This window comes from Glycomyces sp. NPDC021274 (assembly GCF_040641195.1).
Taxonomy (GTDB): domain Bacteria; phylum Actinomycetota; class Actinomycetes; order Mycobacteriales; family Micromonosporaceae; genus Glycomyces.
On the sequence record NZ_JBFADC010000006.1, the window covers coordinates 220,448 to 243,266 of the forward strand.

The following is a 22,819-nucleotide window of genomic DNA, read 5'->3' on the forward strand; positions in this document are numbered from 1 at the left end:
CCATGGTGGAATACGCGCTGCCCGGCATCTGGGCGCGCGAGCGGTACGTCCCGGTCCCGCTCGACTGGCAGCACCCCGAAGCGGGCACGATCGAGGTCTTCGTGCGCGAACTCGCCGACCCCGACAAGCGCGGCGACGACCTCCCGCTCCTCACCTACCTCCAAGGCGGACCGGGCGGCGCGAACCCGCGCCCGCTCGAGCCCGGCGGCTGGATCACGGAGGCGCTCAAGCACTACCGCATCATCCTCGTAGACCAGCGCGGCACCGGCCGCAGCACCCCGCTCGACGCGCAGATCCTCGCGGGCATGGACGCTGAAGAGGGCGCCGACCACCTCGCACACTTCCGCGCCGACTCGATCGTGCGCGACCTCGAGCACGTCCGCACCACCGTCTACAACGGACGAAAGTGGGCGACGCTCGCGCAGAGCTACGGCGGCTGGCTCACCCTCGCCTACCTCTCGCACGCCCCCGAGGCGCTGGCCGCCGCGTACGTGTGCGGCGGCATTCCCGGCGTCCCGATGAGCGCCGAGGAGGTCTACCGCCGCACCTTCGACCGCGTGGCGTCCAAGACCGCCGAGTACTACCGCCGCTACCCGCAGGACGTCGCGGCGGTCGCCGCGATCGCCGACCGCCTTGCGGCCGAACCGGTCCTGCTCCCGGACGGCGACGTGCTCACGGTGCGCCGCTTCCAGTCCCTCGGCATCGACTTCGGCATGAAGCCCGGCTTCGAGCGCATGCACTGGCTCGTCGAGGACGCCTTCATCAGGGGCGACCGCCTCTCGGAGGGCTTCCTCGCCGGCGTCCACGCCCGCACCTCCTCCGCCGCCAATCCGCTCTTCTGGACCCTCCAGGAGTCCATCTACGGCGACGGCCCGAACGGCCCCACCGCTTGGGCCGCCCAGCGCGAACGCGATCGCCGCCCCGAGTTCGACGAAGCGGTCCGCCCGCTCCCGTTCACCGGCGAGATGGCCTTCCCGTGGATGTTCGAGGAGGTCAGGCTCCTGCGCGGCTTCGCCCCCGCCGTCCACGCCCTCGCCGCCCGCGAGGAGTGGAGCCCGATCCTCGACCCCGAACGGTTGGCCGCCAACGAGGTCCCGGTCGCCGCGGCCGTCTACTACGACGACATGTTCGTCGACTCCGGACTGCAACTCGACACCCTCCGCGGGCTCGGCAGCGCCCAGGCGTGGGTCACCAACGAATACGAGCACGACGGCATCGGCGCCGAGCGGGTCTTCGCCCGCCTCCGGGAACTGGTGCGCGACCGAGGAGGAGAACGGCGATGACCGACGCGAGACCGCCCTACGCGGGCACCCGCTACCCCCGGATGAAGGACATCAAGGGGTTCACCGACTTCATCGCCACCGGCTGGAGCGGCGAACCCGTCCCCGCGAACCCCGTGGCCGGCGCCGCGCAGGCCGCCGCCGACCACCGCCGCCGCCTCAGCGACCGGCTGCCCGCCGCCACGATCGTCGTCGCCTCCGGCTCCGCACCGACCCGCAACGACGACAACACGTACCGCTTCCGGCCCGACAGCGATTTCGTGTGGCTCACCGGCTGCGAGGCCGAGGACGCCGTCCTCGTCATGACCCCGCGCCCCGGCGGCCACGACGCCCGCCTCTACCTTCCCCCGCCCTTCCGCCCCGGCGAGACCGGCTTCTTCGGCGACGCGAACCACGGCGAACTCTGGGTGGGAGCCTCACCCGGCCTGCCCGAATGGGCCGACGCCCTCCAGATCGACGTCGCGCCGATCGCCCGCCTCGCCGACCAGACTCTCAAGGGCGCGCTCACGATCCAGTCCACGGCGGCGTCCCTCACCGTCGAGCACGGCCTCGAGCCCTCCGCGCTCCTCGACCGGCACCTCTCGGTCCTCCGCATGGTCAAGGACGCCTGGGAGATCGACCAGATGCGCCTCGCCGTCGACGCCACCGTCGAAGGCTTCGCCGCCGTCGCCCGCGAGATCCCCCGCGCCATCGGCGAAGGCCTCGGCGAGCGCTGGCTCCAGGGCACCTTCGACCGCCACGCCCGCACCCACGGCAACGGCACCGGCTACACCACCATCGTCGGCTCCGGCCCGAACGCGCCCGTCCTCCATTGGGTCCGCTGCGACGGCCCCGTCCTGCCCGACGCCGCACTCCTGCTCGACATGGGCGTCGAGGCCGAGAGCCTCTACACCGCCGACGTCACCCGCACCCTCCCCGCGAGCGGCACCTTCAGCCCCCAGCAGCGCGCCGTCCACGACCTCGTCGAACGGGCCCACCGCGCCGGCATGGCCCAGGTCAAGCCCGGCACCCAGTACCTCGACTTCCACTTCGCCGCAATGGAAGTCATCGCCCAAGGCCTCCACGACTGGGGCCTCCTCCCCGTCTCCGTCGACGAGGCCCTCTCCCCGAGCGGCCAGCAGCACCGCCGCTACCTCGCCTGCGGCATCGGCCACCACCTCGGGCTCGACACGCACGACTGCGGCCACGCCGAATACGAGGAGTACATGGGCGCCGACCTCGAACCCGGCGTGGTCATGACCGTCGAACCCGGCCTGTACTTCCACGCCAACGACCTGACCGTGCCGCCCGAACTGCGCGGCATCGGTGTACGCCTCGAAGACGACCTCCTCGTCACCGACGGCGGCGCCGAAGTGCTCTCCGACGCCCTCCCCATCGACGCGGCGGGCGTCGAAGCCTGGACCCGGGCCCGCCTCAAGGAGGCCGCATGACGGCCCCGCCCCGCCTGCGGCCCTTCCCTCTCGGCGCGGTCCGCATCGACGATGCGAGCGTTTTCGCCCGCGCCCGCGACGCCATGCTGCACCTCGCGCGCGTCTACCCCGTCGACCGCCTGCTCGCGGTCTTCCGCCGCAACGCCGGCCTCGACACGCGCGGCGCGACCCCGCCCGGCAACTGGGAGGACTTCGGCCACCCCGAAGAACAGGCCTGGAGCGAGGCCGACTACCCCGGCCGCGAGCACGCGCCCACCGCGAACCTCCTGCGCGGGCACTACGCCGGGCACTTCCTTTCCATGCTCGCCCACGCGGCGGCGGGGGAGCGGGACCCCGTGCTCGAAGCCAAAGTGGACGGATTCGTGACGGGCCTGGGCGAAGTCCAGGACGCGCTGGCCGCGACCGGCCGCTACTCCCACCCGGGCTTCCTTGCGGCCTACGGTGAATGGCAGTTCTCGCGGCTCGAGGGCTTCGCCCCGTACGGGGAGATCTGGGCGCCCTACTACACCTGCCACAAGCTCATGGCCGGGCTGCTCGACGCCCACGAGCTCACCGGCAACAAGCAGGCCCTGACCATCGCCGTCAGGATGGGCCGCTGGGTCCACAAGCGGCTCATGCGTCTCGAACCCCAACGCCGCCAGAAGATGTGGTCGCTCTACATCGCGGGGGAGTTCGGCGGGATGAACGAGACCCTGGCCCGCCTCGCCGTCGCAGCGCGCGAGCCGAAGTTCCTGGAGACCGCCAGTTTCTTCGACCAGGACCAAGTGTTCGAAGCAGGCGCCGCGGGCACGGACCTCCTCACCGACATGCACGCCAACCAGCACCTGCCGCAGCTCATCGGCTACATCGAGGAATACGAGCAGACCGGTGAGACCCGCTATCTTGAAGCGGCGCAAGGCATCTGGCACCAGGTCGTGCCCGGACGCATGTTCGCCCACGGCGGCACCGGTGAGAGCGAGCTGTGGGGCCCGCCGGACACCGTGGCCGGGGACGTGGGCCACCGCAACGCCGAGACCTGCGCCGCCTACAACCTGCTGAAACTCGCGCGCAGGCTCTTCGCGCACACCCTCGATCCCGCCTATATGGACTACTACGAGCGCACGGTCCTCAACCACGTCCTCGGCTCGCGCCGCGCAATACCATCGGACACCAGTCCTGAAGTGACGTACATGTTCCCCGTCCACCCGGGCGCGTTCCGCGAGTACGGCAACACCGGCACCTGCTGCGGCGGCACCGGCCTGGAGAACCACGTCAAGTACCAGGACACCGTCTACTTCCAGGGCGACGACGGCCTCTACGTGAACCTGCCGATCGACTCCGACCTCGAATGGGCGGAGGCCGGGCTCCACGTCAGGCTCCGCTCGGGCTTCCCGCTGGGCGAGGGCACCACGCTCACCCTCACCGGGGAATCGAGCGCGGACCGCACGATCCACCTGCGCGTTCCTTCCTGGGCCGCAGGCGATCTCGAACTGCGCCTCAACGGCGAGCCCACGGGCGTCGACCCGGTCCCAGGGGAGTACGTGTTCCTGACCCGGGCCTGGCGATCAGGCGACGAGCTCCACCTGACCACCCCGGCCCGACTCCGCGCCGAACCGGCGATCGACGACGAGCGCCAGTGCGCGCTCTTCCTCGGACCGACCCTGCTCCTCGCCCGCTCGGCGCTGACGACCCCGCTCCCGTTCCCGCTCGCGGACCGCCGTGACGCCCAGGGGCTCATCACGGACGCGTCCGGGACCGAACTCCTCGCCGAACTCGCGGCGACAGGGGTCGTCCAGCTCGACGGCGTCGCGTTCGAGCCGTGCTGGTCGGGCCTGGACACGAAGTACCACATGTACGTCCGCAGCCGCGACGCCGAGATCGCCTTCGAGGGCGCGTCCGGTATGCCCGCGGTGGCCGTCGAGATCCTCGAGGAGCCGGCCCCTTCGGGCTGGTACACGACCGCGCCCACGCTCCGCCTCCACGCCCTCGAAGCCGCCAGTGCCGACGACGCCGCCGCCGACCCGGGCGGCATCCGCCTGGAATGGCGCCTCGACGGCGGCGACTGGCGGCCGTACACCGGGCCCGTACCGATCGAAACCGAAGGCGTGCAGCAGATCCAGGCCCGCGCGACCGACGCCCGCGGGCGCGCGGCGACCACCGGCCGCGAGATCAGCGTCGACACGGCCCCGCCGCGGTCGCGGGCCACCGTGAAGGAGCTCGGCTCGAGCTGGGAGATCACCCTCCACGCCGAGGACGGGGTCTCCGGCGTCGAGCGCATTCAGTGGGAGGGCCCGGGCACGTTCTGGGGCACCTTCCAGGAGGCGTTCGTGCGCGCGATCGGACCGGAACCCCAGGTCATCGAGTACGCCGCGACCGACCGCGCGGGCAACGAGGAGCCGCGGCGGCGACTGGTGATCCCCGGGACGGACGGCCCGCGGTGAGCGGGCGGCGGTTGGAGCCCGGCGAGAGCCTGCGCGTGCGCGTCGGCCGGATGCTCTCGCTCGCGATCATCTCCGGCGAGCTCGCGCCCGGCACGCTGCTCACCGTCCCGACGGTGGCCGAGCGGTTCGCGGTCTCGGCGACCCCGGTGCGGGAGGCGATGCTCGACCTCGAGAAGCGCGGCTTCGTGGAGACGGTGCGCAACAAGGGCTTCCGGGTCACCGCGGTGAGCGACGAACTGCTCCGGGACCTCGTCGAGATCCGCCTGCTCCTCGAACCGCCCGCGATGGGCCGCGTCGCGGGGGCCTTCCCGGCCGAGCGCCTGGCGGACTTCCGGGCCCAGGCCGACGCGATCGTCGCCGGCGCCCGCGCCGGCGACCTCCCCGCGTACCTCCTCGCCGACCAGCGCTTCCACCTCGAACTCACCGCCCTGCTCGGCAACGGCGTGCTCGTGGAGACCATCGCGGACCTGCGCGAGCGCACCCGCCTGGTCGGGCTCGTCTCGATGGTCGAGTCGAGCCGCCTCCGCACCTCGGCCGACGAGCACCACCGCCTCCTCGACCACCTCGCCGCCGGCGACGCGGACGCCGCCGAAGCCCTCATGCGCCGGCACATCCGCCACGCGATCGGCTGGTGGGCGGGCAGGACCGAGGAGCCGCGCCCGCGCCTCTGAGAACCCCGGCGAATTCCTGTCACAAACCGGGGCGCTGTGTTGTCCTAGCTCGTATCGGGGCGGCGGACCGCCCCGCCGAACAGGAGGACATCATGAAGATCGCTGTCATCGGGGGCACCGGGCGCATCGGGTCGCAGGTCGTGGACATGTTGAACGGCCGCGGGCACGAGGCGGTGCCGCACTCGCCGTCCACCGGGCTCGACGTGCTGAGCGGCCAGGGCATGCCGGAGGCGATGGAGGGCGCGGACGTCGTGGTCAACCTGACGAACTCGCCGACCTTCGACGAGGCGTCGTTCGAGTTCTTCCAGAAGAGCATGGACAACATGCTGCAGGCCGCCGACGCCGCCGGTGTCGGCCACGCGGTGATCCTTTCGATCGTGGGCGTGGACCTGGTTCCGGAGCTCGACTACTACCGCGCCAAGACCCTCCAGGAGGACCTGCTCAAGGCCGGGCCGGTGCCTTACACGATCGTCCGGTCCACGCAGTTCTTCGAGTTCATGGACGCGGTGATGTCCTGGACTTCTGACGAGGACACCGTGCGCCTGCCCGCGACGCCCGTCCAGCCGATCGCGGCGGCGGACATCGCCGCGGCCGTGGCGGAAGCGGCCGCGGGCGCGCCCCTCCAGGGCACTCGCGACGTGGCCGGTCCGGAGGTGTTCACGCTCGACGAGCTCGGCCGGATCACCCTCGCGGCCCGAGGGGACTCGCGCGCCGTGGTCACCGACGACACTGCCGGGATGTTCGCCGCGATCAAGGGCGACGCCCTGGTCCCCAAGGGGGAGGCCCTGATCGCGAAGACCTCCTACCGGGAGTGGCTCGCGCGCTAGAGCCCGCCCGGTGCATCCGGAAGGCCGCTGACCGGTCCGGGCCCGCGCAGAGCGCGGGCCCGCTTCAGTCCCGCTGCGGCAGCGCCGTCAGCTTCTCGGGGTTCACCATCCACAGGATCTGGTCGATGCCCTCGTCCGTTGCGTTGACGGTGATCACGCAGTACAGCCGCCCGTCGCGGCGCAGCACCGCGGCGGCCTGACCGTTCACCTCGACCAGCTCGATCTCGAGGGCCTCCCAGAACCAGTCGGCGATGGTCGCGAGGAACCGCGCGACCCGCGTCGCGCCCACCAGCGGCCGCCGCGCGACCTGGTGCGCGCCGTTGCCGTCGGACAGGCTCGTGACGTCCGCGGTGAACAGCCGCTCGATCCCGGCCATGTCGCCCGACTCGGCCGCGGCGAGGAAGGCGGCCAGGAGCGCACGCTGCGCCTCGGGCCGCACCCGCTTGCGCTGTCCCTCGGCCATGCGCTTGCGCGCCCGGCTCACCAGCTGCCGCACGGCGGCCTCACTGGACTGCAGGATCTCGGCGATCTGCGCGTACGGGTAGTCGAAGGCCACGCGCAGCACGTACGCGGCGCGCTCGTTGGGGGAGAGGCGCTCCATGAGCAGCAGCGCCGCGAGTGCAAGGGCCTCGCCGCGCTCGGCGCCCAGGTACGGGTCGGCCCCGGTGTCGACGGGTTCGGGCAGCCACGGCCCGATGTAGGTCTCGCGGCGCGCCCGCGCGGACTTGAGCGCGTTGACGGCGAGCCGCGTGGTCGTGGTCGCGAGGAACGCCGCGGGGTGCTCGACCCGGCTGCGGTCGTACGCCTGCCAGCGCAGCCAGACCTCCTGCACCAGGTCCTCGGCTTCGGCGGCGCTGCCGAGCATGCGGTAGGCGATGCCGAACAGGCGCGGGCGGACCTCGGTGAACACTGCGGCGGCTTCGTCCAGACCGTCCAGTGCGCCTCCCGAGACGCGTTCCGCACCGGTCGCCACGCCCCGCTCCTTCCGTTCGCCCGCTCCGGAGCGTACTCCGCGATGTTGAACGGGGGCTCCGCAAGAGCGGCACATTCATATACTTGACTACATAAATTAAAGGCCGCTACGATCTTCGGGAGCGCTCCCGAAAGGACGTTGCGATATGCGAAGTACACGAAGCAGGCGGCTGGCCCTCACCACCGCGGCGGTCGCGGTCCTCGGCGCGGGCGCGCTGACGATCGCCACCGCGAACCAGGCCCAGGCCGAGGACGGCTGCGAGGTGGAGTACAAGGTCGTCAGCAGCTGGGGCAGCGGCTTCCAGGCGAACGTCTCGATCACCGCCGCCGAGCCGATCGACGGCTGGGAACTCACCTGGGACTTCCCGGCGGGCACCCGGGTCTCCAGCGCGTGGAACGTCGACTGGGACCAGTCCGGCACCGCGTTCACCGGCGGCGACGTCGGCTGGAACGCCGCCATCGGCTCGGGCCAGAGCCGCGAGGTCTTCGGCTTCATCGGCTCCGGCAGCACCGCCGCCCCGCACTCGATCACGATCAACGGCGACCTGTGCGACGGCCAGGTCGACCCCACCGAGACCCCCACCGACCCGACCGAGACGCCCACCGAGGACCCGCCCGGGGAGGCCGTGAGGATCATGCCCCTCGGCGACTCCATCACCGGCAGCCCCGGCTGCTGGCGCGGCAACCTCTGGGACCTCCTCGACAAGGCCGGCCACGAGGTCGACTTCGTCGGCTCGCTCTCGCAGGCCTGCAACCCGGCGGGCTCCGACCCCGACCACGAAGGGCACGGCGGCTTCCAGGTCACCCAGTCCGTCGCGAACGGCAGCGTCCGCGGCTGGCTCGAGCAGCACACCCCCGACGTGCTGATGATGCACTTCGCCACCAACGACGTCTGGTCGAACCTCCCGCCCTCCCAGATCCTCGCCGCGTACACCCAGATCGTCGCGGACCTGCGCGAACTCAACCCGGACGCGGTCATCCTGGTCGCCCAGATCATCCCGCTCCACCCGGACGCGTCCTTCGGCTGCACCGACTGCCCGCAGCGCGCGATCGACTTCAACGCCACGATCCCGGCCTGGGCCGCCGAGCACACCACCGCCGAGTCCCCGATCGTCGTGGTCGACCAGTGGACCGGCTTCGACCCCGCCGTCGACACGTACGACGGCGTCCACCCCGACGAGGACGGCTACGTCAAACTCGCCGCCAACTGGTTCGAGGCCCTCGACCCGATCTTGTCGTAGGCAGGGCCGCCGGGCGCCGCTCAAGGCGCCCGGCGGCTCCGGGCCGGCCAATCTTTCGCGTTCCGCCTGGACATGGTCCGTTTCGGGCTTACCGTGAGGGCATTTCCTTCACGAGGGGGTCCGAGATGGACGGGGAATCCAAGACTGCCTGGGCCGTCAGCGGGATGGTCTTCGCCGCGGTCAGCATGATCATGATCGGGGTCTGGCAGGCGATCGAAGGGATCTTCGGCATCGCCACCGACCAGTTCTACGCCGAGGTTCAGGACTACGTGGTCGACATCGACACGACCGCGTGGGGCTGGATCCACCTCATCCTCGGCGTGATCACCGCGGTCGTGGGCTTCGCGCTCTTCGGCGGAGCCACGTGGGCGCGGGTCCTCGGCATCACGCTGGCGTGCCTGGTGCTCATCAACAACTTCCTGTACCTGCCGTTCTACCCGTTCTGGTCCCTGCTGATCATCGCGCTCGCGATCTTCAGCATCTGGGCCATGACCGTGGCCCCGAAGCCCGCGGAGGCGGCGTACCGCTAGGACCGCAGGAACGGGACGGCCGCACCGGCCGTCCCGTTTCGGCGTGCCCAGGACCGGCCCTAGATCACCACGCCCTCGATCTCGAAGGTCTGCACCGTGTTCGCTGGGAACGACCGCGCGAACCGCTTGGACGCGACCTGCGTGTCCGTGTGCCGCGCGTACCGCTCGGAGCCGCCGGTCTGGGTCGACCAGCGCGTGACCGTCCCGTTGGGCACCGTGGCGAACCGCGAGAGGTCGTAGGTGATCGTCTGCGCGTTGCCGTAGTTCGTGGTGACGAGCACGAGGCGCCGCGCTCCCGCGTCGTAGGCCGCGACCGTGTTCGCCTCGCCGCCGTCGATGATCCGCATCCCGGGCCGGATGTGGCGGGCGTACTGGGCGTACACGAAGTACTTGGCGTTCGCGGAGCCGAGCGTGCCGGTCTCGTTGTTCGCCTCGATGAGGCCCCAGCCGCCGCCGTCGAGGACCTGCCAGTAGCACCAGGCGGTCGGGTGCAGCCAGCGGAAGTCGAGGTTGAGGTTGCGCGCCAGGCGCATCCCGGAGGCGTCGTTCTCGCCGTACTCGGAGTTCCAGAGCCGCTTCCCGGCCGCGCTGACGGCGCTGTAGACGGAGTCGCGGCGGCCGTTCTCGTACTGGTAGCCGTGGACGTTGACCTTCGCGATCTTGCTCTTGGCGGAGCTGGTGAGCCCGTTCCAGGTGCTCACGGCCTGGTCGTAGAGGGATTCGTCCGAGGCGGTGATCGGCATCCAGGAGAGCCCGCGGTTGTTCAGCTCCGTCCGCAGGTGGTCGATGACGATCGACTGGGTCGGGACGTTGAAGTGGCAGCCCTCCTGGGTGCCGGTGGCCGTCCACCAGTTCGCGATGGGCTCGTTGAACGGGTCCACGTAGTCGAAGTCCACGCCCCAGTTGTCGTGCGCGTACTTCGCGACGGTGGCCATGTAGACGGCGTGCTGCTGCCGGTTCCACGACTGGAGGTTGTCGGCGTTGCCGTCTGCGCCGCCGGAGGGGTTGTGGTTCACGCACATCCACCACATCGGCGAGTTGGAGAACAGCTCGAAGATGTTCGCGCCGCGGTCGCGGGCCTTCCACATGAGGTTGCGCTGGGCGCTGTCGACGAACCAGTCCCAGCTCGAGGAGGCCGGGTCGCTGGAGTTCCAGTCCTTCCAGTAGCCCTCGATCTGGCGCGAGCGCATCATGTTCGGCGAGACGACCATGCTCTGGCCGTCGATGGAGTTCCACGAGCAGGCGCCCGCGTTGTAGCGCACGATGTTCATGCCCAGGCCTGGCAGGGTCGCGCCGCCGAAGGCGACGCTGCCCCGGGTGAACATGATGTCGGCGAGGTCGTTGCGGTTGCCGAAGGCCTTGCCCCACCAGGCCAGCGAGGTGCCCCAGCCCTCCCAGGTGCCCCAACTGGTGCCCGGGTTGACCGTGGTCGTGTAGTCGGCCTGCGCCGCGCCGGGCGCGGCGAGGGCGCCGAGCGAGCCGGCGCCGGCGGCGGAGATGAGGGTGCGTCGTCGCATGAGGGGCCTCCAGAGGGTCGCGATGCACTGATGATCGCACCGGGGATTGAGAAAGTCAACTCCTTCGATAAAGGATGAGAATAAGCCCGCCACCCCGGTTCATCACTTTCCGTGACAATCACCGAGTACTTGTGCGACGGTGTAGGACGGATCGCGACAAGGGAGGTCAGTGATGACGGAGAAACGCGCCGAGGCCGCGCTCAAGGACGACGGCCCGCTCGCCAGCGACCAGGGCAAGACCGTGATAGCCGACCAGGTGGTCGCCAAGATCGCCGGGATCGCCACCCGCGAGGTCGAGGGCGTCCACCAGCTCGGCGGCGCCGGCAGCCGCGCCGTCGGGGCGCTGCGCGAACGCATCCCCGGCTCCCGCACCAACTACGGTCAGGGCGTCTCCGTCGAAGTCGGCGAACGCCAGGCCGCCGTCGACCTCGACGTCGTCGCCGAGTACGGCGTCGCCATCGCCGACCTCGCCGCGGGCGTGCGCCGCAACGTCATCGCCTCCGTCGAGCGCATGACCGGCCTCGAAGTCACCGAAGTGAACCTCGTCGTCCACGACGTGCACCTGCCCGACGAGTCGGAGGGCGAACCCGAGGGCGAACCACGGGTCGAATAGCCCGCGCGACAGCGCCGGGCCGGAGCACGCAGCCGAGGGGCAGGGCCGACCAGATGCCGAACGACGACTTCGCCGCCGACGCGGACGCCATCGCCGCCGCCGTCCGCGACGCACCAGGCGTGAGCGACCTCCACGGCGGCGTGCAGGGCGAGATCGCCCTGCTGCTGCCCGGCCGCCGCATCCCGGGCCTGCGCCTCGGCGACGCCGCCTGCGAGGTCCACGTCGCCGTCGAATGGGACGCCGACATCCCGCGGACCGCCGCCGCGATCCGCGCGGCGGTCGCCCCGCTCGCGGGCGGACGGCCCGTCATCGTCACCGTCGAAGACGTGGACGAACCGTGGCAAGCGGACTGACCGCATCGCCGACTCCCCGAACCGACAACGCCCGACCCGCAGAAGAGAGAGATGACCATGAAGGCTTCCTTCGCCGGCCTGGTGGCCGGGCTGCTGCTGGCGCTGGCCGTCATCACCGGCGGCTTCACCGGCTTCCTGCTCGCCGTGGTCCTCGGCGCGATCGGCTTCGCGGTCGCCGGGAGGCTCAGCGGCGAGGTCGACCTCTTCGAGCGCTTCCGTGGCCGCCGTGACTGACGACGCCTTCACCCTCGCAGAGCTCCCCGGCTCCGGCGCCGACCGCCCGCCCGGGGAACGCGGCGACCTGCACCTCGCCGACACCGCCGTGGCCCACGTCCTCGAAGGCGCCGCGCGCGCCTGCGAGGGTGCCGCAGCCTCGCGCCGTCCGCGCGCCCGCGCCACCGTCAAGCACGGCCGGATCTGGGCGCACCTGGACGTGGGCATCGCCTGGCCCGGCCCGATCGGCGATCTCTCCCGCGACCTCACCCGGCGCGTGCGGGCGGAGACCAGTCGGATCACCGGCTACGACGTGGTCGCCCTCGACGTCGTGGTCCATCTCGTCGACGCGCCCCGGCAGACCGAGCGGAGGGTCCTATGAAGCTCCGCGACCCCCGCCACCTGCCCGCCGTCGCCTGGCCCGCGGTCCTCGCCGCGCTCCTGCTCGCCGCCCTCGCCGTGCTCCTCGGCCAGCACGCCGCGGCCGAACTCGGCTGGATCGGCGCCGACTCATGGCTGCGCAGTGCCCGTGCGGCCCTTGACGATGCACAACCATCCGGGTGGGTCCTGGCCGGCGGGATCGCGGCCGTCCTGCTCGGCCTGTGGTTCCTCATCGCCGCGTGCTTCCCCGCTCGCCGCAGCCACCTGCGTGCCGACGGCCCCGGCGACCTCTGGGTCTCGCCCCGCGTCATCGAAGCCCTCGCGTCGGACGCCGCCGGGCGCGCGCCCGGCGTCCTGCACGCCTCCAGCGAACTGCGCGGGCGCCGCCTCAAAGTGAAGGCCCTGCTCGCCCGCGGCCATGAAGCCGCCGTCGCCGACATCCTCGAAGCGGTGGGGGAGCGGCTGCGCGGCCTCGCCGAACTCGAAGTCGCCGTGCAGGCCAAGGAGGCGAGCCGATGAGCAGACCCGCAGCCGACCGCCCCGCCGCCGCCGTCATCGGCCTCTGCCTGCTCGCAGCGGGGGCCGCCGTCATCGACTGGCGCTTCGACTTCACCGGCCTGTGGGGCCGCCTGGACACCGGCCCGATCGACGCCGTCATGGACACCGGCTGGTTCCCGTGGGCCGCTCTCGGCGCCGCGCTGCTGCTCGCCGGGCTCGCGCTCTGGTGGCTCCTCACGCGGATCCCGTACCCCGTCGAGGGCCGGGTCGCCTTGGCGGCCACCGGGTCCGACCGGATCGACCTCGACGTGCGCTCCGTCGCGCCCCGCCTGCGCGCCGACCTCGAACGGCAGGCGCCCGTCGACCGCGTCACCAGCCGCCGCTTCGAGCTCCGCGGCGGCCAGCTCGTGCGGCTCCACGCCCACGTCGACCCCCGCGCCGACGGCGAATCGCTCATCAAGGCCGCCGCGGGCCTCACCGAATCGGTCGCCGCCGCCTTCCCCGACGGCGAGGTCACCGTCCGCGTCATCGTGGACGGACCGAAACGCGAACGCGCCCGCCACACGCCCCGCGTCCGCTGACCGTTCAGTGCGGCCGCGGGAACGGCGGCTGCGCTGCCGCGCCGACCGACCGAACATGCCCGTCGACCGCGAGGCGGCCGAACGGCGACGCGGATACTGGGACACTGAGCCGCCTGCTCCCCGGCGGTTCGCCGCCGCCCGCCCGGGTACCCACAGTGGATCGGGCCGCCCCCTTCGCGGTCCCCGACACCGAGGAGGCGCCATGAGCGCGTCGTACACGGGCCTGCTGGCCGGAATGCTCCTAGCCCTCGCGATCATCGTCGGACAAGCCATGGGAGTCCTGCTCGTGCTGCTGCTCGGCGGGCTCGGATTCATCGCCGGAGGCCTGCTCAGCGGCGAGAGCCGATCCTTCCGCCGCTCCAGGTTCCACCGCCGCTGAAACCGGTAGGGTGGGGCCGTCATCGACCGAAAAAGGGGTTCCACGTGAGCGTCAGCGTGCTGTTCATCGGCGGTACCGGCCGCATCTCCACCTCCTGCGTCCGCGAGGCCGTGCGGCGCGGCATGGAGGTCACCGTCCTCAACCGCGGACGGACCGCCGAGCGGACCCTCCCGCCCGAAGTCGCCATGCTCACCGGCGACGCGAACGACCCGCAGTCCGTGCGCGAGGCCCTCGCCGACCGCACCTTCGACGCCGTCGTCAACTGGGTCAACTTCACCCCCGAGCAGGTCCAGCGCGACATCGACCTCTACACCGACCGCACCGGCCAGTACCTGTTCATCAGCTCCGCCAGCGCCTACCAGACCCCGCCCGCGCGCCTGCCCGTCACCGAGTCCACCCCCCTCAAGAACCCGTTCTGGCAGTACTCGCGCGACAAGATCGCCTGCGAGGACCTCCTCGTCCGGGCCTACCGCGACCAGGGCTTCCCCGCCACGATCATCCGGCCCTCGCACACCTACGACGAGACCATGCTGCCCTTCGACGGCGGCTGGACCGTGGTCGACCGCATGCGCTCGGGCAAGCCCGTCGTCGTGCACGGCGACGGCACTTCACTGTGGACGATCACGCACGCCCGCGACTTCGCGCTCGGCTTCACCGGCCTCCTCGGCCGGGACGAGGCGATCGGCGAGGCCTTCCACATCACCGGCGACGAGGCCCCCACCTGGAACCAGATCTTCGGCTGGGTCGCGGAAGCCGCCGGGGCCGAACCGAACCTGGTCCACGTCCCCAGCGACGCCATCGCCGCCGCCGACCCCCGCTGGGGCGCCGGCCTCCTCGGCGACAAGGCCCACTCCATGGTCTTCGACAACACCAAGGTCAAGCGCCTCGTCCCCGAGTTCGGCCTCGGCGCGACCCCGTACCGACTCGGAGCCCGCGAGGTCATCGCCTGGTACGACGCCCACCCCGAGCACCAGACCGTCGACACAGTCATGGACAAGACCATGGACTGGCTCGCCGACCGCTACGCCCCCAAGCCCATGGACTAGTCGCCCGCCGGCTCCCAACCGTCCGGCTCGAGGTCCGCGTCCTCGCACAGGAGGGCGCGGCCCTCACGCACCTTGACCTTCTCGACGTACACGCCGCGGCCCTGGTAGTTCGGGTCGCTCGTGTACCGCCACCGCACCTGCGACGTCCCCTCCGGCAGCACCGCCGCCGCGTCGATCCACTGCCGACCCGCGAACCCCGAGAACGCGCCCTCGACCCGCCAGCAGTGGTCCTCCGTGCGCAGATCCAGCGGCACGGCCGCCCAAGCGACGCCGTCCGGACTCGCCTCGAGCACGGCCACATCGGTCGCCTCGGTGTCGTACCAGAGCCTGAACGAGGCCTTGGCGCCCGAGACCGCGCGCGGCAGCACCCCCGTCAGCGTCGCGGTCGCGGCGTCGGCCTGGCCCGCGTACCAGGCCCGGTCCTTGACCCGCACCGGCACGGCCCGGCCCATCGGGCGGCTCGCCGCCCGCCGGTACGCGCTCGCCGTGCCCCGGTTCCGCGTCGGGTGCACCCGGTTCGTCAGCAGCACGAGCAGGCTTCCGGCGAGCGGGTCGAGCACGAGCGACGTCCCGGTGTACCCGGTGTGGCCCACCGTGACCGGCGATCCCATCGCGTCCATGTACCAGCGCTGGCCGAGCTGCCAGCCGAGGCCGCGCGCGGCGCTCTCGCCCATCCCCGCGTTCATGTCGGTGAAGACGAGGCGCGCGGTGTTCTCGGTGAGGACCTCGGTGCCGTTGTAGCGGCCGCCGTTGAGGATCATCTGACCGAAGACGGCGAGGTCCCAGGCGGTGGCGAAGACGCCGGCGTGGCCGGCGACGCCGCCGAAGGCCCACGCGTTCTCGTCGTGCACCCGGCCGTGCACCATGCCCCGGCCGGTCCACGGCTGGAACTCGGTGGCGGCGGTCCGGGCCCGGTCGCCCGGGTTGTACCCGGTGTCGTTGAGCCCCAGCGGTTCGCAGATGATCTCGTCCACGAGCGCGTCCAGGGGCTTCTCGGCGACGATCTCGAGGATCTTGCCGAGCACGATCAGGTTGAGGTCGGAGTACTCGTAGCCGCTCCCGGGCGGGCGGCGCAGGGGGCGGGCGTAGATGGCCTCCATGCGCGCCTGCTCGTCGGGCAGGCCGTACAGGTTGATGAACGCGATCATCCCGGAGGTGTGGGACAGCAGGTGCCCCAAGGTGATGGGGGTCTTCTGCGGGTCGAGTGCGTCGAAGTCGGGCAGGTAGTCGACCACGGGCAGTTTGAGGTCGATGCGGCCGTCGTCCATGAGCGCGCCGGTGACGGTGGCGGTGAACAGCTTCGAGATCGAGGCCAGGTCGTAGACGGTGTCCGGGGCGGCGGGCAGCCACTGGTCCCGGGGCAGTTCGACCGCGGTCTTCGCGGTCTCGTCCCAGCCGCTGTAGCGCAGCCGGTGGCCGCCGGCGGCGTGCTCGACGACGACGCCGTCACGCGCCGCGAGCACGGTGTAGCCGGGGAACGCGGGCGCCGGCCCTTCCATGAAGGCGTCGAGGCCAGGGCCGATGCGGGCGATGTGGGCGGGCGTGAGCCGGGCTTCGCGGCAGGAGCCGTACCGCAGGTGTACAGGGGTTTCGGGGAAGGTCACGTCGTAGGGGCCGGCCGTTGGCGGGCCGGTGAGTTCGGGCATTGAGGGGATCTCCTCGGCGTTGGCGCGGGAGGCGAACGCGAGCGCCAGCGCCGCCCCCGCCGCGCCCCCGAGCATGGTTCGACGCTGCATTCGTGTCTCCTGGTTATCGTGCCATCACTAAGCGGTGCCGCGATAGAGCAAGTACGATTCTCTTTGCTCGGAAAACGCATCCAATTCGTCGGCCCAGAGCGTCGTCACGTCGTCGACGTCCGCGCCCGCCTCGATCGCCAGGCGGACCGCCTGATTCCCTGTCAGCTTGTCCAGCCAGAACGAGGTCGTGTCCTGCGAGCGCCACCCGTACTGCGGGAAGGCGCGCCGCTGCGCGATGATCATCGCCAGCGCCGTCCGGATCGGGTCGAAGTCCCGCCGCGAGGTGACCTGCAGTTCGACGCCGCCGCAGACCTTACCGGCCCATTTCGAGAAGGTCGGCGTGAAGTACGCTTCGCGAAACCGCGTGCCCGGCAGCCCCTGGACCGCCTCGGCCCACGTGTGATCGATCCCAGGCGCGCCCAGCAGCTCGAACGGTTTCGTCGTCCCGCGCCCTTCCGAGAGCGCGGTCGCCTCGAACAGGCAGGTCCCGGGGTACGCGGCGGCCGTGGCCACGGTGGGCATGTTCGGGGAGGGCGCCACCCACGGCAGGCCCGTCTCCTCGAAGTGCATGTCCCGCTTCCACCCGCGCATGGTGACGACGGTGAGGTCGGAGGGGGTCGGCACGAACTCGCCGTTGAAGAGCGACGCGAGTTCGCCCACGGTCATGCCGTGGCGCTGCGCGATCGGTTTGAGGCCGACGAACGTGGCGTGCTCGGGGTGCAGCACGGGCCCGCTCGCCGCGCGTCCGGTGATCGGGTTCGGGCGGTCGAGGACGACGAACCGCAGCCCGAGCCGCCCGGCGGCCTCCAGGGCGAGGTACATGGTCCAGATGTACGTGTAGAACCGCGAGCCCACGTCCTGGATGTCGAAGACGAGCGTCTCGACCCCGGTCTGGGCGAGGAGTTCGGCCATCCGGTCCTTGTCGTTGTACGCGTTGTACACCGGGATGCCGGTCTTCGGGTCGAGGAAGAAGTCCTCGCCTTCGCCGGCCTGCGAGACCCCGCGGAAGCCGTGCTCGGGGCCGAACACGGCCACGAGGTCCACTGCGCCGCTCGCGTGCATGCGGTCGACCTCGTGGGTCAGGTCGGGGAGCACGCTCGTGGGGTTCGCGATGACGCCGATCTTCTGGCCGGCGAGTGCGGCGAAGCCGTCGTCGGCGAGGACTTCGATGCCGGTGCGGACTCGTTTGCCGCGGGCCGCGGCCGGGACGGCGGCGGTGGTCGCGAGTGCGGCCCCGGCGAGTGCGCTCCCGAGGAGTTTCCTGCGCTGCATGGGATGCCCCTTTACTCGTAGGAGAGGCCGTGGCCGAAGGCGAACAGGACCGACTCGGGGTCGTCAGCACTGGGGATGTCCACTGGGAGCCGCCCTTGCGGGTCGAGGTGCCCGAGGACGGCCGCGACGGCCGATTCGAGGCCGTCCGCCGAGTACGAGTAGGTCGCCAGGTAGGCGTTGACGTCGTCGGTGAGGTGCGCGATGTCGTAGGGGTTCCTGACGCCGAGCGCCACCACGGGCGTGCCGGTGGCGGCGAGTGCCTTGACGAGCGCCACCTGCGCCGGGTTGTCGGCGACGCCGTTGGTGCTGACCAGGATGAAGCCCTTGCCGTTCGCGGCGGCGACGGCGGTGTCGATCTGCGCCTGCGTCGGTGCGATGCCGGTGACGACGCGGGTCGGGGTGAAGCCGCGCTCGGTGAACCCGGCGGCGAGCAGGTTCGTGGTGGTCTCGCCCCAGCCGGTCACGAGCAGGGAACCGCCGTCGGTGGGGATCGGGAGGGTCCCGTCGTTCTGGACGAGGGTCGTGGTCCGGTCCGAGAGTGCCTGCGCCGCTTGGAGGTGCGCGGGCGCGCCGACGATCGCGGCCATGTCGTCCGGATCGGCGTACGGGTCCTCGTAGAGCCCGAGCCGGTACTTGAGGCCGAGGATGCGGGTCACGGACTCGTCGATGCGCTTCTCGGTGAGTTCGCCGTTCGCGACGGCGGCGAGGACCGCGTTGTAGGCCAGGTCGAGGTCGACGGGCATGAGCAGCATGTCGATCCCGGCCTGCAGTGCCAGCACGGGGATGCGGTCGTCGCCGTAGCCTTCGCGCACGCCTTCCATGGCGAGGGAGTCGGTGACGATGACGCCCTCGTACCCCAGTTCCTCGCGCAGCAGCCCGGTGAGGATCGGCTTCGAGAGCGTCGCGGGGGTCAGGGTCGGGTCGAGGGCGGGGAACTGGATGTGGGCGCTCATGACCGCGCCGACTCCGGCGTCGATCGCGGCGCGGAACGGCGGCGCGTCGACCTCCTGCCACTCCTCGTAGGTGTGGTCGATCTGCGGCAGGTCGGTGTGGCTGTCGTCCTCGGTGTCGCCGTGCCCGGGGAAGTGCTTCACCGTCGCGGCGAGGTCGCCGCGCGCCTGGTAGCCCTCCACTTGGGCGGCGGCGAGACCGGCGACGTGCGCGGGGTCGGATCCGAAGGAGCGCACGCCGATCACGGGGTTCGCGGGGTTGACGTTGACGTCCGCGTCGGGCGCGAAGTTCACGTTGAGGCCCATGGCGCGCAGCTCGGTGCCGCTGATGACGGCCGCTTCGTAGGCGGCGGCGGCGTCGTGGGTCGCGCCGAGCGCCATCGCGCCGGGCAGCTGCGTGGCGGGCGCGGTGATGCGCACGACGAGCCCGTGCTCCTGGTCGGTGGCGATGAGCAGCGGCTCGCCGCCGTCCGCTGTGGACGCCGCCTGGAGGCCGTTGGAGAGGCCGGTGATCTGGGCGGGGTTCGCGACGTTGTTGGACCAGGCGAAGTAGATGATGCCGCCGACCTTGTAGGCGGCGATGAGTTCGGCGGCGTTGTCCACGCCATGCGTCTCCTGGTTCTTCGCGACGTCGGCGGGGTCGGCGGTGTCGGCGGTGCGCCCGTACGCGTAGACCGTGAAGAGCTGGCCCACCTTCTCCTGAAGGCTCATGGCCTTCAAGCGGCGCTTGACGAACCGCTTCTCGCTCGGGCCGCCGTGGGCTCCGGCGGGTCCGGCGGTGGCGGCTGCGGCGGCGGCGCCGAGGGCGGCGGCGAGCACGGTCCGGCGGGGATGCTGCATGGGCTCCTCCAGGTGGGGCGGCCGGGATCGGCGCGGTCCTTTATAGGCCGGTTGTCCCGATCGGCTCATCCTGGCAGAAAACTTCAAGTGAAGGCAAGACTACGGAGAATATTTTCAAATGAAGATCAGGCGAGCGCGGGCACCGCGAAGTGGAGGGTCCCGGCGTCCGCATCGAGTGTCGCCTTGACGCCCAACGGGATCGTGAGCGATCCGGGGCAGTGCCCGAACCCGAACTCCTCCACCACCGGTACACCGAGACCATTGAACTGTTCGTACAGGATCTCGCGGACCGCCGCGTACGGCCCGCAGTCGGCCCAGGACCCGAGCACGACGCCGGCGAGCCCGGTGCAGTACCCGGCCCGCCGCAGCTGGGTCAGGGCCCGGTCGATCCGGTACGGGGCCTCGCCGATGTCCTCCAGGAGCAGCAGCCCGCCGGTGACGTCCCGCCGGTGGTGGACCGTGCCGGCCCCGGCGGCCAGGAGTGTCAGCGTGCCGCCGAAGGTGACGCCGGCGGCGGTGCCGCCCCGCATCGGTGCGGCCGTGGGGGAGTCGAGGCGCTGGACCCGTTCGGGCGCGAAGAGCTGGAGCCGCAGGCGCTCCTGCATCTCCGGGCTCCCGGTGAACGCCGTCCAGGTCGGCATCGGGCCGTGGATCGAAGCCGCGCCCAGCTCGAGCGCGATCGCCTCGTGCACCGCCGTCATGTCGCTGAACCCGATGAACGCCTTCGGTTCGACCGCCCGCAGAGCCTCCCAGTCGATGCGGTCGATCATCCGCTGCGACCCGTACCCGCCGCGCGAGGCGATGACGGCCGCGATCGACGGATCGAGCCAGGCCTTGGCGAAGTCCGCGGCCCGCTCCCCGTCGGCACCGGCGAGGAACCCGGTACTCGCAGCGGCACTGGGCATCACGACCGGTTCGAGGCCCCAGCCGCGCAGCACCGCGAGCCCGGCGTCGAGGCCGCCCGGCGGGAACGGGCTCGCGGGGGAGACGATCGCGATCCGGTCTCCGGGGGAGAGCCGCCTAGGACGGCGCAGCGGTGCCAGGCTCACGGCCGCAGCTCCAGGTCGAAGTCGGGGCCGCGGAACGCGAAGACCTGCGCGTACAGGGCGTGTTCGGCGAGCACCGCGTCCACGATCGTCGCGTCGCGGCGGAAGCCGTGCTGCTCGCCCTCGTACGTGCGGTAGGCGTGCGGCACGCCCCTGCCCGCCACGGCCTGCAGCAGCTTCTCGGCCTGCGCGGGCGGGCAGACCTCGTCCTCCAGGCCCTGCAGCAGGAGGAACGGCACCTCGATGCGGTCGGCGTGGTGCACGGGCGAGCGCTCGACCGAGCGCTCCTCGAGCACCTCGGGCGGGCCCACGAGCGAGTGCACGTACTGCGATTCGAAGTCGTGCGTGTCGTTCCCGGTCCAGCCCGAGAGGTCGAGGATCGGGTACTTGATCACCGCGCACGCGTACACCCCTTGGGACTCGGGCGACGTGAGCGAAGCGGCGGCGGTCCAGCCTCCGGCGCTGCCGCCCCGGATCGCGATCCTCGCCGGATCGGCGGTGCCCTCGGCGGCCAGCGCCCGCGCCACGGCCGCGCAGTCCTCCACGTCGACCTCGCCCCAGCGTTCGCGCAGCCGCTCCCGGTACGCGCGTCCGTACCCGGTGGACCCGCCGTAGTTCACCTCGACGACGCCGATGCCGCGCGAGGTGAAGTACGCCAGCTCCATGTCGAGCACCGCCCGCACATGGCTCGTGGGCCCGCCGTGGACCCACACCGCGTACGGCGGCCGTTCCCTTTCGGGCCCTTCATATCCGGGATTACGGGGTGGGTAGACGTGCGCGTGGATCTCGCGGCCGTCAGGGCCCTCGAAGGTCCGGTGCTCGGGGACCGGGTAGTAGGCCGGGTCGACCTTGTCCGTGTGCGCGTTCGCGATCACGCGGGCCTCACCTGTGTACGAGTCCACTTCGACCAGTTCGTAGCCGGACGCCGGGCTCGCGGCGAGGCCGTACACCTTGTCGCCGATCGTGCAGAGGCTCGGGGCCCAGTCGGTCCAGGGGCCCTCGACCGCCCGCAGCTCCTGCGATCCGTCGCCGTACAGGCTCAGGCGGCTCTCGCCCCTGCCGTGGATCATGGCGAACGCCGAGTGGACGCTTGGTCTTGAGAGCGGCAGGAACCATCGCGACCCTAGCGTCCACAGGGGACCTCCGAACTCCTCCTCGGCACGGTGCAGCACCCCGCGCGAGCTGTCGTACGAATCGAACCAGTACGGGTTCCACCAGCCGGATTCGTCCGACAGGTAGTAGATCCCGCACGCCCCCGGGTTCCCGCCGATCTCGACCGCCGCGATCGAGACGCCGGGGCCGCCCGCGATCCGACGATCGATCCAGGGCAGACCGCCGCGCGCGAGGATCGCCTCCCGCGCTTCCGTCGCCTCCCAGGGCATCTGCGGGTGGTTCCAGGCGAGGTACACGAACGACTCGGTATCCGGGCTGACCTTGGGGCCGGTCACGAACCGGTACGAGCCGTCCGTGAGCTCCCGGATCGCTCCCCGGTCCTCGGCCGCCGAGCCGTCGAGCGGCACCGCCGCGATCACGCGCCGCACGTCCGTCGGCCGCTCTCCGGTGAACTCCTCCATGACCGTCCACGCCTCGCCGTAGCGCATTGCGACCGTCGGCTCGCAGAACCGCAGCCCGCTCGCGATCGCCGGCTCGGGCGTCAGCGGCACCGGCTCGCCGCCCGTGTCGGGCTCGAACCGGTACAGCCGCTGGTCGGCGAAGTTCGTGAACACGAGAACCGGGCTGCCGCCCTCCCCGATCGCGCCTGCCCAGGGGGTCCCGCCGTACTCGTGCACGCGGTTGCGGACGTTCCACGGCGGTGGCAGCACCGACTCGGTCGTGCCGTCCTCGCGCCGCCGGATCAGCGCCCGCCGCCCGCCCTCCTCAGGGCGCGGCTCCGTCCACCACAGCTCCGTGCCGACCGCGCCGAGGAAGCCCGGCCGCCCGTCCGAAGCCGCGACCATGTCCACAGTGATGGGCGAATCCCAAGCACCGTAAGGGGACTGCTGCACCATTGCGGTGTTCTCCT

Annotated in this window: 22 protein-coding genes; 15 read left to right on the forward strand and 7 right to left on the reverse strand. The window is 71.5% G+C overall.

Going from position 1 to position 22,819, the window contains the following annotated elements; all coding sequences use genetic code 11:
• The first annotated feature begins 2 nt into the window (after positions 1–2).
• From AB0I03_RS15985 to AB0I03_RS16005, 5 genes are all read left to right on the forward strand, one after another.
• Positions 3–1,283, forward strand: a complete 1,281-nt coding sequence (locus tag AB0I03_RS15985) for an alpha/beta fold hydrolase (protein ID WP_360413093.1) — start codon at positions 3–5, stop codon at positions 1,281–1,283.
• The gene (locus AB0I03_RS15990; protein WP_360412801.1) at positions 1,280–2,710 is read left to right on the forward strand and encodes an aminopeptidase P family protein; all 1,431 of its coding nucleotides are present in this window, start codon (positions 1,280–1,282) and stop codon (positions 2,708–2,710) included. Before AB0I03_RS15985 ends, AB0I03_RS15990 begins: the two co-directional genes overlap by 4 nt.
• Positions 2,707–5,130: a beta-L-arabinofuranosidase domain-containing protein gene (locus tag AB0I03_RS15995; RefSeq protein WP_360412804.1), complete on the forward strand. Its 2,424-nt coding sequence runs from the start codon at positions 2,707–2,709 to the stop codon at positions 5,128–5,130. Before AB0I03_RS15990 ends, AB0I03_RS15995 begins: the two co-directional genes overlap by 4 nt.
• A complete protein-coding gene (locus AB0I03_RS16000; RefSeq protein WP_360412807.1) occupies positions 5,127–5,801 on the forward strand; it encodes a GntR family transcriptional regulator in 675 nt (224 codons plus the stop codon). Before AB0I03_RS15995 ends, AB0I03_RS16000 begins: the two co-directional genes overlap by 4 nt.
• Before the next feature lie 92 nt (positions 5,802–5,893).
• Entirely contained in the window at positions 5,894–6,628 is a 735-nt protein-coding gene (locus AB0I03_RS16005) for an NAD(P)H-binding protein (protein WP_360412810.1), read from the forward strand.
• Positions 6,629–6,692: 64 nt separating this feature from the next.
• Here the strand turns inward: AB0I03_RS16005 and AB0I03_RS16010 are convergent, their stop codons facing one another.
• Positions 6,693–7,601, reverse strand: a complete 909-nt coding sequence (locus AB0I03_RS16010; protein ID WP_360412813.1) for an RNA polymerase sigma-70 factor — start codon at positions 7,599–7,601, stop codon at positions 6,693–6,695.
• Positions 7,602–7,746: 145 nt separating this feature from the next.
• On the opposite strand from AB0I03_RS16010, the gene AB0I03_RS16015 reads away from it, so the two are divergent.
• The gene (locus tag AB0I03_RS16015; RefSeq protein WP_360412816.1) at positions 7,747–8,841 is read left to right on the forward strand and encodes a cellulose binding domain-containing protein; all 1,095 of its coding nucleotides are present in this window, start codon (positions 7,747–7,749) and stop codon (positions 8,839–8,841) included.
• A 125-nt stretch (positions 8,842–8,966) separates the two neighbouring features.
• Positions 8,967–9,371 (forward strand): hypothetical protein, encoded by a 405-nt coding sequence (locus AB0I03_RS16020; protein WP_360412819.1) that lies wholly within the window; start codon positions 8,967–8,969, stop codon positions 9,369–9,371.
• 59 nt (positions 9,372–9,430) lie between these two features.
• Here AB0I03_RS16020 and AB0I03_RS16025 read toward each other — a convergent pair whose 3' ends face one another.
• On the reverse strand, positions 9,431–10,888 hold the full coding sequence (locus tag AB0I03_RS16025; protein ID WP_360412822.1) for a glycoside hydrolase: 1,458 nt from the start codon (positions 10,886–10,888) through the stop codon (positions 9,431–9,433).
• A gap of 172 nt (positions 10,889–11,060) precedes the next feature.
• On the opposite strand from AB0I03_RS16025, the gene AB0I03_RS16030 reads away from it, so the two are divergent.
• From AB0I03_RS16030 to AB0I03_RS16065, 8 genes are all read left to right on the forward strand, one after another.
• A complete protein-coding gene (locus AB0I03_RS16030) occupies positions 11,061–11,501 on the forward strand; it encodes an Asp23/Gls24 family envelope stress response protein (protein ID WP_360412825.1) in 441 nt (146 codons plus the stop codon).
• Positions 11,502–11,554: 53 nt separating this feature from the next.
• Positions 11,555–11,854 (forward strand): hypothetical protein, encoded by a 300-nt coding sequence (locus AB0I03_RS16035; protein ID WP_360412828.1) that lies wholly within the window; start codon positions 11,555–11,557, stop codon positions 11,852–11,854.
• A 57-nt stretch (positions 11,855–11,911) separates the two neighbouring features.
• Positions 11,912–12,088, forward strand: coding sequence for a DUF2273 domain-containing protein (locus AB0I03_RS16040; protein ID WP_360413096.1), 177 nt, complete (start codon positions 11,912–11,914; stop codon positions 12,086–12,088).
• The gene (locus tag AB0I03_RS16045; RefSeq protein WP_360412831.1) at positions 12,081–12,449 is read left to right on the forward strand and encodes a hypothetical protein; all 369 of its coding nucleotides are present in this window, start codon (positions 12,081–12,083) and stop codon (positions 12,447–12,449) included. Before AB0I03_RS16040 ends, AB0I03_RS16045 begins: the two co-directional genes overlap by 8 nt.
• Positions 12,446–12,967 (forward strand): DUF6286 domain-containing protein, encoded by a 522-nt coding sequence (locus tag AB0I03_RS16050; protein WP_360412834.1) that lies wholly within the window; start codon positions 12,446–12,448, stop codon positions 12,965–12,967. The genes AB0I03_RS16045 and AB0I03_RS16050 overlap by 4 nt, the downstream gene beginning before the upstream one ends.
• A complete protein-coding gene (locus tag AB0I03_RS16055) occupies positions 12,964–13,527 on the forward strand; it encodes a hypothetical protein (protein WP_360412837.1) in 564 nt (187 codons plus the stop codon). The genes AB0I03_RS16050 and AB0I03_RS16055 overlap by 4 nt, the downstream gene beginning before the upstream one ends.
• A 202-nt stretch (positions 13,528–13,729) precedes the next feature.
• Positions 13,730–13,906 carry a DUF2273 domain-containing protein gene (locus tag AB0I03_RS16060; protein WP_360412840.1) on the forward strand — a complete coding sequence of 59 codons (177 nt, stop codon included), beginning with the start codon at positions 13,730–13,732 and terminating at the stop codon, positions 13,904–13,906.
• A 44-nt stretch (positions 13,907–13,950) separates the two neighbouring features.
• Positions 13,951–14,952 carry an SDR family oxidoreductase gene (locus tag AB0I03_RS16065; RefSeq protein ID WP_360412843.1) on the forward strand — a complete coding sequence of 334 codons (1,002 nt, stop codon included), beginning with the start codon at positions 13,951–13,953 and terminating at the stop codon, positions 14,950–14,952.
• Here the strand turns inward: AB0I03_RS16065 and AB0I03_RS16070 are convergent.
• From AB0I03_RS16070 to AB0I03_RS16090, 5 genes are all read right to left on the reverse strand, one after another.
• Positions 14,949–16,688, reverse strand: coding sequence for a serine hydrolase domain-containing protein (locus AB0I03_RS16070; protein ID WP_360412846.1), 1,740 nt, complete (start codon positions 16,686–16,688; stop codon positions 14,949–14,951). The two genes, AB0I03_RS16065 and AB0I03_RS16070, sit on opposite strands and share 4 nt — an antisense overlap.
• A 27-nt stretch (positions 16,689–16,715) precedes the next feature.
• The gene (locus tag AB0I03_RS16075; protein WP_360412849.1) at positions 16,716–17,960 is read right to left on the reverse strand and encodes a DUF1343 domain-containing protein; all 1,245 of its coding nucleotides are present in this window, start codon (positions 17,958–17,960) and stop codon (positions 16,716–16,718) included.
• 11 nt (positions 17,961–17,971) lie between these two features.
• Positions 17,972–19,750 (reverse strand): glycoside hydrolase family 3 N-terminal domain-containing protein, encoded by a 1,779-nt coding sequence (locus AB0I03_RS16080; protein WP_360412852.1) that lies wholly within the window; start codon positions 19,748–19,750, stop codon positions 17,972–17,974.
• A 125-nt stretch (positions 19,751–19,875) separates the two neighbouring features.
• Complete coding sequence (locus tag AB0I03_RS16085) at positions 19,876–20,799, reverse strand: LD-carboxypeptidase (RefSeq protein ID WP_360412855.1); 924 nt, start codon at positions 20,797–20,799, stop codon at positions 19,876–19,878.
• Positions 20,796–22,805, reverse strand: coding sequence for a prolyl oligopeptidase family serine peptidase (locus AB0I03_RS16090; protein ID WP_360412858.1), 2,010 nt, complete (start codon positions 22,803–22,805; stop codon positions 20,796–20,798). Before AB0I03_RS16090 ends, AB0I03_RS16085 begins: the two co-directional genes overlap by 4 nt.
• Between the last annotated feature and the right edge of the window lie 14 nt (positions 22,806–22,819).